At 35.7% G+C, this 15,276-nt stretch carries 12 protein-coding genes, 1 pseudogene and 3 riboswitches; of the genes and pseudogenes, 10 read left to right on the top strand and 3 right to left on the bottom strand.

Annotated features, from left to right (window positions below; all coding sequences use genetic code 11):
* Positions 1–89 precede the first annotated feature (89 nt).
* A pseudogene (locus MHB74_RS02215) lies at positions 90–266 on the bottom strand (hypothetical protein); the annotation flags it as partial.
* 267 nt (positions 267–533) lie between these two features.
* Positions 534–643: riboswitch (TPP riboswitch) on the top strand.
* A gap of 63 nt (positions 644–706) precedes the next feature.
* Between MHB74_RS02215 and thiM the strand changes: the two are divergent.
* From thiM to MHB74_RS02230, 3 genes are all read left to right on the top strand, one after another.
* On the top strand, positions 707–1,522 hold the full coding sequence (gene thiM / locus MHB74_RS02220; protein ID WP_098375383.1) for a hydroxyethylthiazole kinase: 816 nt from the start codon (positions 707–709) through the stop codon (positions 1,520–1,522).
* A gap of 17 nt (positions 1,523–1,539) precedes the next feature.
* Positions 1,540–2,199, top strand: coding sequence for a thiamine phosphate synthase (gene thiE, locus MHB74_RS02225; RefSeq protein ID WP_061676682.1), 660 nt, complete (start codon positions 1,540–1,542; stop codon positions 2,197–2,199).
* Between the two features lie 71 nt (positions 2,200–2,270).
* Entirely contained in the window at positions 2,271–3,206 is a 936-nt protein-coding gene (locus MHB74_RS02230; RefSeq protein WP_061676683.1) for a hypothetical protein, read from the top strand.
* A gap of 58 nt (positions 3,207–3,264) precedes the next feature.
* Here the strand turns inward: MHB74_RS02230 and MHB74_RS02235 are convergent, their stop codons facing one another.
* Entirely contained in the window at positions 3,265–4,578 is a 1,314-nt protein-coding gene (locus MHB74_RS02235; protein WP_061676684.1) for an anaerobic C4-dicarboxylate transporter family protein, read from the bottom strand.
* 283 nt (positions 4,579–4,861) lie between these two features.
* Positions 4,862–4,946: riboswitch (cyclic di-GMP riboswitch) on the top strand.
* A gap of 143 nt (positions 4,947–5,089) precedes the next feature.
* Between MHB74_RS02235 and MHB74_RS02240 the strand changes: the two genes are divergently transcribed.
* From MHB74_RS02240 to MHB74_RS02270, 7 genes are all read left to right on the top strand, one after another.
* Positions 5,090–6,832: a methyl-accepting chemotaxis protein gene (locus MHB74_RS02240; protein WP_061676685.1), complete on the top strand. Its 1,743-nt coding sequence runs from the start codon at positions 5,090–5,092 to the stop codon at positions 6,830–6,832.
* A 61-nt stretch (positions 6,833–6,893) separates the two neighbouring features.
* A riboswitch (TPP riboswitch) is annotated at positions 6,894–6,995 on the top strand.
* A gap of 100 nt (positions 6,996–7,095) precedes the next feature.
* Positions 7,096–7,416, top strand: coding sequence for an MTH1187 family thiamine-binding protein (locus MHB74_RS02245; protein WP_061676686.1), 321 nt, complete (start codon positions 7,096–7,098; stop codon positions 7,414–7,416).
* Positions 7,388–8,161, top strand: coding sequence for an ABC transporter permease (locus MHB74_RS02250; protein ID WP_061676687.1), 774 nt, complete (start codon positions 7,388–7,390; stop codon positions 8,159–8,161). Before MHB74_RS02245 ends, MHB74_RS02250 begins: the two co-directional genes overlap by 29 nt.
* Positions 8,158–9,156: an ABC transporter substrate-binding protein gene (locus MHB74_RS02255; RefSeq protein ID WP_061676688.1), complete on the top strand. Its 999-nt coding sequence runs from the start codon at positions 8,158–8,160 to the stop codon at positions 9,154–9,156. Before MHB74_RS02250 ends, MHB74_RS02255 begins: the two co-directional genes overlap by 4 nt.
* Entirely contained in the window at positions 9,153–9,902 is a 750-nt protein-coding gene (locus MHB74_RS02260; RefSeq protein WP_061676689.1) for an ABC transporter ATP-binding protein, read from the top strand. The genes MHB74_RS02255 and MHB74_RS02260 overlap by 4 nt, the downstream gene beginning before the upstream one ends.
* Before the next feature lie 66 nt (positions 9,903–9,968).
* Positions 9,969–10,742, top strand: a complete 774-nt coding sequence (locus MHB74_RS02265) for a hypothetical protein (RefSeq protein WP_061676690.1) — start codon at positions 9,969–9,971, stop codon at positions 10,740–10,742.
* A gap of 305 nt (positions 10,743–11,047) precedes the next feature.
* On the top strand, positions 11,048–12,583 hold the full coding sequence (locus MHB74_RS02270; RefSeq protein WP_061676691.1) for an ABC-F family ATP-binding cassette domain-containing protein: 1,536 nt from the start codon (positions 11,048–11,050) through the stop codon (positions 12,581–12,583).
* A 456-nt stretch (positions 12,584–13,039) separates the two neighbouring features.
* Here MHB74_RS02270 and MHB74_RS02275 read toward each other — a convergent pair whose 3' ends face one another.
* Positions 13,040–15,064 (bottom strand): glycosyl hydrolase family 18 protein, encoded by a 2,025-nt coding sequence (locus MHB74_RS02275; protein WP_061676692.1) that lies wholly within the window; start codon positions 15,062–15,064, stop codon positions 13,040–13,042.
* Positions 15,065–15,276: the final 212 nt, after the last annotated feature.

Below are 15,276 nucleotides of genomic sequence, written 5' to 3' on the forward strand. Positions count from 1 at the left end.
TCTAGAGCGTCAACTGTCTAGCAATAGACGAAAAGACCTAGAGTTCTAACTCAAGCTCCTACTGAAACGCTTCAGCTCAGTGGGGGGAGTTGACATTTCACATCGTAGCTTTCTGGATCTGCTAATGTAACAAGATGACCTAAAGCCCAAGTTACAATATATTTACTACCTTCAAGGTAGCCATTTCCTTTTTTATCGCACTTAAGTACACGCGCAATATCACGTGCAACGGAAGGCTTTTCAGCGATTATAACGCTTTTTGACATATTTAAAACATCCTTTCAAATTTCCATACGTTAACTATAGCATACATCTTCTTGAGATTCAGTTTCGCTCCAGATTTGAACGGTTTTTAGTGGGATAACATCCATTTGAAGGTGAATGATGGCGATAGAACATAATATGCACCATGATGAGACTATGAGAAATAGATATTTATTATGCGTGTTGTTTTATTATTGCTTCTATGTGAAATAGAAAAGTAAAGAACTTGTTATTTTAGTAGAATAAGAGTAGACTTTGAAGTAGAAGAATACAAAACACATGGGAGTTTGTGGATGCAAACTGAGAGTATGACTAATCCGTCATTGACCATTTGAACCTGTTGGATAATGCCAGCGTAGGGAGAGTGTAAAAGCACATGTTCAGGCACTTTGCGTACGCGCAAAGTGCCTTTTTGTGTATCTCCCATCACTATAGTTAGGGGATGAGAAGGATGAATATGAAAGAAATTAGTAAAGTAGTGGATTTGGTGAGAGAATCTAATCCACTCGTTCATAATATTACAAATGTTGTTGTAACAAATTTTACAGCTAACGGTTTGTTAGCGTTAGGGGCATCGCCTGTAATGGCGTATGCAAAAGAAGAAGTAGCAGAAATGGCTAGCATTGCTGGAGCGTTAGTATTAAATATGGGGACACTTCGTCCTGAAGAAGTAGAAGCGATGTTACTTGCGGGTAAATCAGCAAATGTGAATAATGTACCAGTATTGTTTGATCCAGTTGGTGCAGGAGCAACATCGTATCGAACAGAAGTTGCAAGACATATTCCAGCTGAAATTGATTTAGCGATTATCCGCGGAAATGCAGCTGAAATAGCGAACGTTATTAATGAGAGATGGGAAATTAAAGGAGTAGACGCCGGTGCTGGAAATGGAAATATTGTAAGTATCGCAAGGCAGGCAGCTGATGAATTAAATACAGTTGCGGTGATTACTGGAAAAGAAGATGTTGTTACAGATGGAGAGCGAACGATTCTTATTCGAAATGGTCACTCTATTTTAACGAAAGTTACGGGAACTGGTTGTTTACTAACTTCTGTAATAGGAGCATTTGTAGCAGTAGAAAAGGATTATGTAAAGGCAGCAGTAGCTGCATTAACGTTTTATGGTGTAGCTGCGGAACTGGCAGCTGCTAAGACGGTGGAGCAGGGACCTGGTAGTTTCCAAATTGAATTTTTAAATCAGTTAGCGAATATAACTTCAGATGATATTGAGAAGTATGGGAAGATTGAGCTTATATAGTAAGGAGGGGGAATTAGATGTCACGTATTACAAAGGCTGAAATGTCTAGATTGTTATCAGTATATTTTATTATGGGAAGTAACAATTGTACGAAAGAGCCACTACAAGTGTTGAGAGATGCACTCGAAGGCGGTATAACAATTTTTCAATTTCGTGAAAAGGGAGAAGGCGCTTTAACGGGAGAGGAACGCATTTGTTTCGCAAAAGAACTACAAGCAATTTGTAAGGAGTACGGTGTACCATTCATCGTAAATGATGATGTGGAACTAGCTATCGAGTTAGATGCAGATGGCGTGCATGTTGGACAAGATGATGAAGGAATTACTTCTGTTCGTGAAAAAATGGGAGATAAAATTGTTGGTGTATCTACACATACAATTGAAGAAGCACACTGGGCAATTGAAAACGGAGCTGATTATTTAGGGGTTGGCCCTATTTTTCCAACGAGTACGAAAAAAGATACGAAAGCAGTTCAAGGAACGAAAGGTTTAGTTCATTTTAGAGAACAAGGAATTACAATACCGATCGTTGGGATTGGTGGCATTACAATTGAAAATACAGCTTCAGTTATAGAAGCAGGTGCGGACGGTGTTTCAGTTATTTCTGCGATTAGTTTAGCGGAATCTGCGTATGAAAGTACGAAGAAGTTAGTAGAGGAAGTAAATAAGAGTTTGTAGAAAAAAGCTATGTAGTATTAAAATGTTACATAGCTTTTTGGGTATTAATAATTAGAAATAGGGGGGATTATTTGAAACGGAATAGGTTTGTAGCGTTGCAAAATGAGTTGTTTCGTTTATTTGAAAAAGGAGAATTTGATGCAATTTATAGATGCATAGGTGAAGCGGAAAGAGAATTTCCTGAAAGAATAGATAAAACGAGTTTTTGGAAAGCTTGTGCATATTCAGTAGAAGGCAAGGATGAAGAGGCGATTGCTATTTTAAATGGGGCTATGCAAAAAGGCATATGGTGGAATCCACATACACTTATGTATGATGAAGACTTAAAGGGGCTACAAGATAATGCGGATTTTAAAGTAATAGTAAAAAGGTGTGAAGAAATATTTAAGAAACAGCAGTTAACAGCTAACCCGGAGCTATACAGTTATGGAAATGAAAAAGCAAAAACTGGACTATTTTCTTTACATTGGAGAGGATCAAATATAAATGATTTTGCACCATATTGGTGTGAAGAAAAAATACTAAGTGAGTATATGTTAGGTTTTTCTCAATCCTCGCAAATATATGGAATGAACTCTTATAGCTGGGATAATCATGATATAGCTATAAAAGATGCTATGAAAAATTTTAATGAGTTCACAGATAAGTATAAATTAGAAGACATCATTATCGCTGGAGCTTCTCAAGGTGGGAATATAGCAATAGAGTTGGCGTTAAAGAATATGTTAGGGACTCAAAAATTTATTTCTGTTATACCTGCTATTCGAGATGTAGAGGCGATTGAAAGTATGGTTGTATCAAGCCAGGTAACAAATATGAAAGGATATATTATTACGGGAGATAAAGATCCATTTTATGAAAACACACTTCAATTAATGTCTATGTTTGAAAAATATAATGTGGACTGTAAATTAATTGTGAGAGAAGGCTTAGGTCATCTTTTCCCGGAGGACTTCACACAACTATTAAAGAACATAATGGAAGAATGGACGGTTAAAAATATTTAAACAAACGTTTGATTAAAAAAGCACAAACCCTTTAAAACTGTAGGTTTGTGCTTTTTCTTTAAAACATAATTGAAATTAAGAGCATTCCAATTCCGATAGAAGTGAATGTTGCGATTAGGCCTGGAATCATAAAGCTATGATTTAAAACATATTTACCAATGCCAGTTGTACCAGTGCGATCAAAGTTAATGGCAGCAACGATTGTTCCATAGTTTGGAATGAAGAAATATCCATTTACTGCAGGGAACATCGCGATTAGTAGTGCTGGTGGAATACCGAGTGATAATCCAAGAGGCATTAAAGCACGTACTGTTGCGGCTTGGCTATATAGTAAAATAGATAGAATGAATAATGCGATGGCAAATAGCCATGGTGCACTTGTTACTAGGTGCTGAATTGATCCTTGAATCATATTTAAGTTTCCGTTAAAGAAAGTATCTCCCATCCAAGCGATACCGAAAATAGCAACAACTGCTGTTGCCCCCGCTTTAAAGACGTTACCAGACACGATGCTTTCTACATTTGGTTTGCAGAAAATAATAATAAGAGCTGCGATAGTTAACATAACCATTTCAATTGTGTTTGGCATGGAAAGACGAGCTAACTTCCCGTCGATCATCCATCCTGGACGAAGTGCTTCAAATGAACCGAGAAGTACGACAAGGAAAGTTCCTACTAAGAAAAGGATAACGGATAGTTTAGCACCTTTTAAACCAATAAATTCTTTCTTCTCTTCAATTTTAGGAATCATTCCTTCTTTTAATCGTTTCAAGTATTCAGGGTCTTCATTTAATTCTTTCCCCATTTTGCTAGCAACAAATGCAGCTACCATACAAGCGATGAAGGTAGAAGGAATACTTACTTTTAAAATATCTAATAAAGTGATTTTATAGTCAGCTAACATTGCTAAAAGAGCAACTGTTGCAGCTGATATAGGGCTAGCTGTAATTGCTTGTTGGGAAGCGATTACGGCAATTGACATTGGTCGTTCCGGTCTAATCCCAGATTCGCGAGAGACTTCTGCGATAACAGGAAGTACAGAATAAGCAACGTGACCAGTTCCTGCGCACAGTGTAAATAAATAAGTAACAATTGGAGCAAAGAATGTAATGCGCTTTGGATTTTTTCGTAATGCTTTTTCAGCCAGATGAACAAGGTAGTCCATTCCTCCAGCGGCTTGCAGTGCACCGGCAGCTGTAATTACTGCTAAAATCATAAGCATTACATCAATAGGAGGAGCTGTAGGTTGTAAGTGGAAGACGAAAACAAGTATTGCCATACCAACGCCACCCATTACTCCTAGACCAACTCCGCCTAGGCGTGCGCCAATAAAAATGCAGAGTAGTAACGTAAGAAATTGTAGCCAAAACATAATAAACTACCTCCGAAATTCATTAGTTAAGATATATTTAAATAATTTAATTTGAATGAAAATTAAATTAAATACTCAAAACAATCCTTGTGTTATATACATTTTTTATTATATAACACAAGAATTGTAACATTCACGAACTTTGTTAAATTATTTCGAAAAAATAATACGTTGAAACTTTACATTTGCATCTCTAAATAGGTAGACATTTTAATTTTTATGTTGTAATCTTTGATAGAGAATACTTTAATTCTCATAGAACTCCCATATCGTTCAACTCGTTCAGCGAGAAAGGCAAACTAATGGAAACATTAGGACGCAAAACTACAGGAGCTAAGGCCGTAAGGCTATGCTAGCCAGTTACCGGACGGATAGGGTTGGTCTTGACCAATGCTCTTTTCATTGGTCTTTTTTTTGTGTGTAAACAAATGAGGATAATTATCATTTATTAATAAGGTGTATATTTTAATAGCGTTACTTTATAGTAAGTTAATTAAGAAAGGTGATGTTAATGAAAAAATATTGGCACAAGCTATCATTTCTTCAAAAAAATGTATTGCTAACTGTATCAGTTATTTTGACGCTTGTTGGTACTATGGGAGCGTTAAGTTTTAACATGTTTCAAAATAGCATGATGTCTATATTTGAAAGGCATTCTTTTGAAACAGGAGATACGGTATTACATAAATTAGACGCAGAAATATTAAGGGATGTTGCAAAAAATCCAACCGCAGAAAGAGAAAAAAGAGAGAAGTTAACAGAGAAATTAGATGAATCAACGGAAGAATTGAACAGTGTTGGACAAACGTATATTGTTGGAGCGAAAAAAAATGAAAAAGGTGAGCTACAAATCATTGATTTGTCCACAGGTTTAGCAAATGTTGTAGAAGTAAGACCGGGGGAATATTATAAACAACCAGATCTTTGGATGGAAGCATATGATAAAGTAATGAGCACAAAAAAAGCAAACATGACAGTAGTATATGAAGACGCATTGGGATCATGGGTAACGATATTAGAGCCAATTAAAGATGAGAAAGATAATATTGTGGCAATCGTTGCAGCCGATGTAGATGCCTCTATTGTTCCTATTACAAAGGAAAAATTCATTATACAAGGTTTACTGTTTATTTGTATTTCTGTTTTAATTGCAACGGTTATTCAATTTCTAATCGTACGTAACGCACTTGCTCCATTGCGGGATTTACGTGAAGGATTGCGCAAAGTCGGTGAAGGTGACTTAAGTATTAAATTAGAGGAAAGACCAGATGATATTGGTATTATTAATGCGTATTTTAATAATACTATCGAGAAGTTTAAAGGGATTATAGATAAAGTGAAGCAGACAGCAGAACAGGTTTCCTCATCTTCACAAGAATTGTCAGTGAGTACGAAAGAGAATAGCATGGCAATCCAAGGAATCGTAAGTTCTATAGTTGAGTTAAGGGCTGGTATTCAATTACAAGAAACTGCAGTACCAAAGTATTTAGAGATTATATATGAAATGGAAGATAGGATGGAAGAGATAACTAATACTGCAAAACAAATGGCGAAAGAGTCTGAAGGTACAAAGCATCATTCAGTAAAAGGGAATGGTATTATTGAACAGACGATTAATCAAATGAACATAATACAAAATGCAGTACAAGATTTATCTTCTATTATTTATTCTCTGGAAACAAGATCAAAAGAAATTAGTGAAATTGTAACAGTAATTACTGGTATTTCAAATCAAACGAATTCGCTAGCTCTAAATGCTACTACTATTGAAGCTTCATGTGCTGAGAAAACTGGTGAGGGATTTGTCGTTGTTGCGGATGAAGTGCGTAAATTAGCAGAGCAGACCGCAGCGTCAGCAAAAGATATAGCAAAATTAATAGGGGAAACACAAGCTGGGACGGAAGAAGCTGTTGTTTCAATGCAAAATGTTTTAAAAGAAGTAGAATCTGGAATGAAACTTGTTGAAAGTAGTGGTGCTTTCTTTGATGGAATTTCAAAATCAGCACAATCTGTTACAAATCAAGTTAGAGTTGTTTCTGACAATTCAAGTGATATATTGCAAAATAGCCAAAATATTGTTCGGGTTATAAATGAATTATCACTTATCGCAAATACGTATGCGAATAGTAATAGTAATGTTGAAGAAAGTATGAAAGAACAGGAAATGTCTGTACAAGATATTGCTGAATTAGCTAGCTCTTTAAGCTGGCTTTCACAGGAGTTACAAGAGTTAATAGGGGAATTCAAAAGTTAAATGAAATGATTATACGTGCTTTTGTTTGTTCAATAAAATAAATCATGCTACAATGAAAACGAATTAAGGACCGGGGAGCCAATTGGCTGAGAGGATGTAAACAAACATCGACCCTCAACCTGATCTGGATAATGCCAGCGTAGGGAGTTACTTAAAGTGATGTAGCATATGTTATTCTATAATAACTTGCATACAAGGCTTTCCTACGTAGTAGGAAAGCCTTTTCTTGTTTTAAAATTTAATTTCATAAGGGGGATTTTACTATGTCACAACAAGTTACAATTTCATTTTCAGTAGTACCACAAGCGAAGCACAAAGATGTGTATTCTGTTGTTGATAAAGCAATTGAGGTTGTACAACAATCGGGAGTTCGTTATGAAGTAGGGGCAATGGAAACAACGCTGGAAGGAGAATTAGATGTACTTCTTGATGTCATTAAACGTGCACAACAAGCGTGTGTGGATGCTGGAGCAGAGGAAGTGATTACTTCTATTAAAATCCATTATCGTCCAAGCACTGGTGTAACGATAGATGAAAAGGTTTGGAAGTACCGTGATGAATATGCAAAACCAGAAGCAATCTAAAATAATTACAACTATTTGGCTTATCCTTCTCATTGCGATATGGGAAGGATCTGTTTCATTATTTAAAATTGAACCGTGGATTTTACCGAAGCCTTCTGCCATTGTTCAAGAATTAATTGGAATGAAAGATTTACTATTACCGAATACGATGCAAACGTTACAAGAGGTTCTAATCGGACTGTTTTTTGCGATTTTAATTGGGACAAGTATTGCAATTATTATGGATATTATCCCTTTATTTCGTATTTTAATAAATCCGTTGCTTGTTATTTCGCAAACGATTCCAATCGTTGTACTTGCACCGTTATTTATTATTTGGTTTGGATATGGAATGCTACCGAAAGTAATGGTAGTCATACTCGTTTGTTTCTTCCCGATTGCGCTTAGCATTTTAGAAGGTTTTCAAACGGTAGATAAAAATATGTTGAAGTTGTTGCAAACGATGAAGGCAACGAAATGGCAAGTTTACCAGAAAGTAAAGTTTCCAGCAGTGCTTCCGTACTTTTTCTCAGGGTTAAAAATTGCAGTTACATATAGCGTAATGGGAGCGATTATTGGGGAATGGCTCGGTGCCAGTGAAGGGTTAGGAGTTATGCTTACGAGAGCTACAAAATCCTTTTTAACAGCCCGAGTATTTGGTGTGGCAGCAATTATTGTTATGGTGACATTATGCCTGTATTTTATCGTGGAGTTTATGGCAAGAATAACAGCACCATGGATATATAGAAAGGACGGCAGAAAATGAAAAAAGGTTTAAAAGTTATGTTGGCTGCCTTATTAGCAGTAGGTGTGGCTGGATGTAATCCGGCGAAGAAAGAAGATAGTGCAAGTAAAGATCAAAAAGTAAAAGTAGTATTAGATTGGTTTCCAAATACGAATCATACTGGCTTATATGTAGCGCAAGCGAAAGATTATTATAAAAAGCAAGGCTTAGATGTAGAGATTATTCAGCCTGGTGATAATGTGACAGCGGAGCAAATGATAGCTTCAGGAAAGGCTGACTTCGCAATAAGCGCACAAGAAAATGTAACGTTGGCTCGTGTGGAAGGTATTCCTGTTGTATCTGTCGGAGCGATTATTCAGCATAACACTTCAGCTTTTGCATCGCTTAAGAAAGATAACATGACTTCACCGAAAGATTTTGAAGGTAAACGTTACGGAGGCTGGGGAGGACCAGCAGAAGAAGCAACGTTGAAGACAATTATGGAGAAACATCAAGCTGATTTTAATAAAGTTGAAAAAATCATCTTAGGACAAACCGATTTCTTTAAATCAATCGGCCGTGATGCAGACTTTGAATGGATTTATTACGGATGGGATGGAATTGAAGCGAAGCGCCAAGGAAAAGAGTTAAATACGATTATGGTGAAAGACTTAGACCCAGCGCTTGATTTCTATAGTCCTGTTATGATTACGAGTGAAAAACATACGAAGCAAGATAAAGACTTTGTGAAAAAGTTTATGAGTGCAACGACAGAAGGGTATAATTTTGCAATTAAAGAGCCGAAAGAAGCTGCTGATATTTTAATTAAAGTTGTTCCAGATGTAAATAAAGACTTAGTACAAGAAAGTCAAAAGTGGTTAAGTACGAAGTATCAAGATGATGCAAAAGCATGGGGAGTACAGAAGGAAGAAGTTTGGACGAATTACATGAATTTCTTATATGATAACAAAGTTATTAAGAAGAAGATTGATGTAAAAGATGCCTTTACAAATGAGTTCCTTCCAAGCGAAAAATGAGTGGATTACAAATAAAAGAGGTTGTAAAAGCTTTTGATGGAAAGAATGTATTAGCAAATATTAGTGCTTCTATACGAGAGGGAGAGTTCGTTTCTTTTGTAGGCCCAAGTGGTTGCGGGAAAAGCACATTATTAAATATGATTGCAAATGTTGAAAATCCAACAAGTGGGAATGTAACGTATAAAGATAAGCAAATGCAAGAGCAAGATGTTGTAAGTTACATGCCGCAACAGGATTTATTACTGCCGTGGCGATCAGCTTTGCAAAATATAGTTCTTCCATTGGAAATCGAAGGGAAACCGAAAAAACAAAGGCTAACAGAGGGAATGGAAGCATTAAAGCAATTTGAGCTAGATGAATATGCAGACCATTATCCAGATGAATTGTCTGGTGGTATGCGTCAAAGAATTAGTTTTCTGCGCACATATTTATGTGAAAAGCCAATTATGCTACTTGATGAGCCTTTTGGAAAATTAGATGCCTTTACAAAAATGGAAGTACATAGCTGGCTTTTAAACTCTTGGCATCAAGAGAAGCAAACAATCGTTATGGTCACACATGACTTAGATGAGGCTATCTTGCTTTCGGACCGCATATTTATATTATCTCAAAGACCAGCCTCAATAGTTGGTGAGGTACAAGTGAAATTACCTAGGCCGAGAACGATGGATATGTTAACATCACTTGAGTTAAAGAAGGATAAGGAAGAAATTCTGAGAGTATTAGCCCCGTATATGAAAAAATAGAAAAAGCCTTTTAACAGTTTTTGGTATAATTACTGTTAAGAGGCTTTTTTATATAGGGGGAGAAAGATGAAATCTATAGAGCAAATAGTTGATTCGTTAACAGCTGATAATCTTGAAGAAGGAAAGTCCTTATTAAAAAATCATATTTTATTGATGAAGTATGGTATGGAACATCATGAATTAAAAGAAGAAGAAATGACAGAAGTTTTAAAGTGGGTGCAAGGCAGGAATCAATTGAGAGAAGATGTTCCAGAATTACGCGATTTACATTTAGTTAAAAAATTTCAAGTGTTATTAGATGAATTTATTCATTCTATAATTTCAAATGGTTATGTGGAAGATGCGGTAGAAGTTTTAGAGAGTGTATTAAAAAGTATGGGAGCAGTCGCTCATATTGTAAAAATTATGTTTGTTGGCAAAAGAAAAGTTAATAGAAATTCTTTAGAAATGGTAGAAGAGTTAAAACGAGAGTGCTACAACTTAATGGAACAGCGCGCTGCTGTCGGGTTGCATGCTCAAATCTTTCACGTTTTAGGTTTTGTTCATTCCCTTCAGTTTGATTTAGAAGAAAGGTCGCAGGAACATGGACGAACTGTAATAGGCCTTTTAACGGATTTTAAGACGAAGGAATTGAAATCTGTACAACAATTTCAAAACGAAGAACATATTCCAGAAGTGAAAAATATGGTTAGTAAAGAGTATGGGATAGAACTACAAAGAAGAATTTATATGTGGAAATCGTTAACGCTCATCTTTACAAGTCCATATGCATTAGAAAAGTTGTATAAAGAAATTTACGCAGAAAATGAAAAAATGGAGAAGGAACAAAAGAAAAAATAGAGAATAGAATATAACAGAGTAGTTTATACTCTTAATATAACAAATGTTAAAGGAGTGAAAGGATAAAATGACTTTATCAACTGTTCTTCAAATGGTTTTAGCTTGATACGGGAGAAGTCTGCCCATTTTTAACAATTAAGCTAAATTGAAGACAGCAGGTAAAGAACCTTAATCCTTTTTTACGATAATATGTAATGGGTAAGGTGTATTCACCTTACCCATTTTTTATATATACAATTAAATAAGGCTTTATACTGTTGTTCTCTCTATTTAGCTTATGAACTATAAGTAGAGGAGAGAAAAAAATGAGTATATTAACAGTAGAAAATTTAAGTCATTCGTATGGTGAGAAAACCATTTTATATAATGCGTGTTTTCGACTATTAAAGGGCGAGCATGTTGGATTAGTTGGAAAAAATGGAATTGGAAAATCAACATTGTTAAGGATTTTAACAGGAGAACTTATACATGATGACGGAAACATTGAATGGTTTCCACATGTGAAGATAGGTTTTTTACAGCAGCATATGGATTTACAAGAAGGAATAACAATTGAGGGATACTTACAAAGTGCATTTTCTAATCTGTATGCGATTGAGTGTGAAATGTTAAAAATTGCTGAAGAAATGAATGGAGCAGGAGAAATAGAAAAACTGTTAGTAAAGTATGGAGAATTACAAACTATATTGGAAAGTTCTAATTTCTATCAAATTCATACTGAAATTGAAGAAGTAGCAATCGGCTTAGGCTTACTTGAAATAGGCTTGAAAAAGGATGTTTCACAGTTAAGTGGAGGACAGCGAACGAAGTTATTACTTGGGAAGCTCCTTTTAGAAAAAGCTGATGTTTTATTGCTGGATGAGCCAACAAACTATTTAGATACAGCTCATATAGAATGGTTGCAATCGTATTTGAGACTGTATGAAAAAGCTTATGTGATCATTTCACATGACGAAGTATTTTTGAACAGTATTACGAATGTTATTTATCATCTAGAAGAACGGAAAGTGAAGCGGTACGTAGGAAATTATGAAAAATTTGTGCAAAGTTATCAATTGCAAAGGAAACAATTACAATCGGCGCATGTGAAACAACAAAAAGAAATTGCTCAGTTAGAAACATTTATTCAAAAAAATAAAATTCGAAAAGCGAAACAGGCTAAGAGTCGAGAGAAAGTATTAGAGAAAATGCAAAGGATTGAAAAGGTCAATCATGTAACTCGATCCCGTTTTGATTTTACTGTTTATGAGGAGCCAGTAAGTCGTATATTGCAAGCTGAGAAACTAAGGATAGGTTATAGTGATCCGTTATGTCCAGAGCTGAATTTACAAGTGAAAAAGGGAGAAAAGATAGCGATTGTTGGTCATAATGGAATCGGAAAAACGACGATGTTAAAAACGTTATTAGGCCAAATAAAGCCGCTAAGTGGTTCAATTTCTTTTGGCGAGCGAGTAAATCCAGCTTATTTTGCACAGGAAGAGTTTGCTTCAGAAACAACACCATTAGAGAAAGTTTGGGCAGAACGACCAGATATGACAAGGAAAGAAGTACGCCAAGCATTAGCAAAGTGTGGCTTGAAAGAAGAGCACGTATTAAAACCTATTCGTTTATTAAGCGGCGGAGAACAAACGAAAGTGCGTTTATGTGAACTTATCGTAACGAAAAGCAATGTTTTAATTTTAGATGAACCGACTAATCATTTGGATATAGAAACAAAGAAGTCTTTGCAGGAAGCGTTACAACAATATACAGGAACAGTTTTACTTGTCTCACATGAGCCTTCTTTCTATGAAGCGTGGATTACAAAAGTATGGAATATAGAAGAATGGAACGCTGAATAATATGAATAAAGAAAAGGCATTAGCTTATAAAAGCTAATGCCTTTTCTTTGTGATTAACATGATTTTCGAGAACTCTTACATGAGAATTGTATGAAGAAGCACTCTTATGGTGCGCTTATAAGCGTGCTTTTTCTTATATTATGTTTATATTTAGATGCCTTTCCCTAATAGGCGACTATCTTTTCTTTATATATATAGATAGTTTGAAGTGGAATGAAAATAATTCCTATATGTAAAGGATAAAGTGATTAGTATAAGAAGACAATAGAACTGAAAGGAAATTCATGTAAAGTTCAGATGAACTTCACATGAACTTCATATTAGAAACTAAATATAATTATAATAGGTTATCGTAATATAGATTTGTGATTTTTCATAAAATTAAAAGTTTGAATTTAGGTCAGAGTACTCAAACCTAAATTCAAACTTTAGTGAAATAATTAATGGAGGTTACGTTTAGTTTTCGCTAATGGATGCATTTAAAAGTTCAGTAGGAGTCCCTGTTCCTGCTCCTCCGATTGTAACAGACCCACCAGGAAGAATTTCACCATTCCATCCTGCATTCGTAATTACGTAATGATTATTTATTTTACTACTAATTTTAGAATCCCAAACTTGTGTTAAATTACCGTTATAATCAAATTCTAATTTCCAGCTTTTAATAGGAGTCGTTCCGCTATTTTTAATTACAATCGAGAAGTTGTAACCACTTCCCCAATTTGAAATGACTGAAAAGGTAGCATTGCCATTTCCACCAGGAGGTGTTGTGTTAGTGTCATCTGTTTTTACAAGAAGGGAAGTAGGCTGTGATTTATTCCCAGCAGCATCCTTTGCTAATATTGAAAATGTATATTCTGTATTAGGTTTTAAGTTTTTAATTGTAATACTATTTGTTGTTGTACTCCATTTTTCTTCTCCGGCAGTAATTTCATATTCAGTAACGCCTACGTTATCAGTAGATGCAGTCCAGTTTAATTGAACTGAGTTTGAATTTTTATTTGTAACAGCAATATTTTTTACGTTTGTTGGGGGCTCAGTATCTTTTTGAGTAATAGGTCCACCAAGTAATTCTTTTACCAACGTATCAAGTAATTTTGGTCCACTACAACTATATTTTGGACTTGTACGGCAATCCCCACTTAGTTCCCAAAACATTGCGCCACTTAAACCCTTTGTCTTTATATAGTCTGTTTTATATTTCATAGATTCATTGTCATCATAACTAATAAACGTTCCTGTAGTCGCATTATATAAATAAGGTACTTTCGCTACATCGTTCCATCCGCGAACAAAACCATTTTTATTCACATAATTGGCTGCTAAATCACCGTAATCGTACACACCTGTGTCACCGGTAGAATAATCATCCCAAGTACCTTTAGAAGCTAGCTTTCCGTCACTACCTGGTTTACAAGGTTGGTATTGCCCATTATTTTCTTTTCCGCAACTTTTCCATCCACGTCCGTAAAAAGGTACACCTAATACGAGTTTATCCGCTGGAACCCCTTCATTTGTATAAATGTCTATCGCACCATCTACGTAAAATTTCGTATCCGCTGCTGGGTCATTTGGATCTTTGTATAGTGCTGCATTATGGTTAGAAGTAGCTTCCCATCCACCGTGGAAATCATATGTCATAATATTAATCCAATCCAGTATTTGAGAGATCTTCTTTAGCTCTGTATGATCCGCATAACGTTGGCTTGCACCTGAAGCGATTGTTAGTAAATATTGTTTCCCATCTTCTGCACTAGCTTTTGTTAATGCATTTCGAACATCTTGAAGGAGTAGGGTGAAGTTTTGTTTATCTTCAGGACGATAACTACCACCAGGAATCGTTTCAACACCCGGGTATTCCCAGTCTAAATCCACGCCATCAAATCCATATTCGCGAAGAAAAGCTACTGTAGATTCAGCGAATACTTTTCTTGTTTTTTCATCAGCGGCCATATCAGAAAAACGGTTAGACCAAGTCCAGCCACCAACTGAAATAATTGTTTTTAAGTGAGGGTACTTAGCTTTTAATCGTTTCAGTTCTCCGAAATTTCCACAGCGGGCATATTTATCACAATCTTCCCAAGTTGTACCCGATCCTGGATAAGATTTTGTGACATCAGCCCATGGTTCGCCGAGTACGAGAGTGCCATTAGGGACCTCTTTATTTTGCAGTGGTACACCAGATTCTTTACAGTTCCACGTTTGTTTATTTGGATTATCGGGATGAGTAGAAGGGTTTCCATGTTTTCCATTCCAGCAAATATCAGCGAAAGCATAGTTTAAATGAGTTAGCTTTGATGCATCAATGTCTGCAACTTGATAATTACGTCCGTAAATGCCCCACGAAGGAAAATACCCAACAATTTTTTGACTTTGCTTTGGTGAATCTGCTAATGCGGAATTTGGAGTAATAAAGTTTGTGAGAAAAAGAGGTAAGAAGAGTAGTAGGGATAGTAATAGCAACGTGAATTTTTTTGATTTCATAGTCATTTCTCCTTTCAAAATAAAAAATATATTTAAAGGCATGCGCCAATAAACCAAAATGAATCTAGACGTATGAAACGTCTAGATAAAAAATGATCAGACATCACGAAGTCTATACAAGGGAGCTGGGGGTGATTAAATCGTAGCAAATGTAAGATTTGGTGTAAACGCTTTATTGGACTCGAGAAGACTTTCTCAATATGAAGTGGCTC

The sequence above is a fragment of the Bacillus sp. FSL K6-0069 genome (assembly GCF_038007785.1).
GTDB lineage: Bacteria > Bacillota > Bacilli > Bacillales > Bacillaceae_G > Bacillus_A > Bacillus_A mobilis.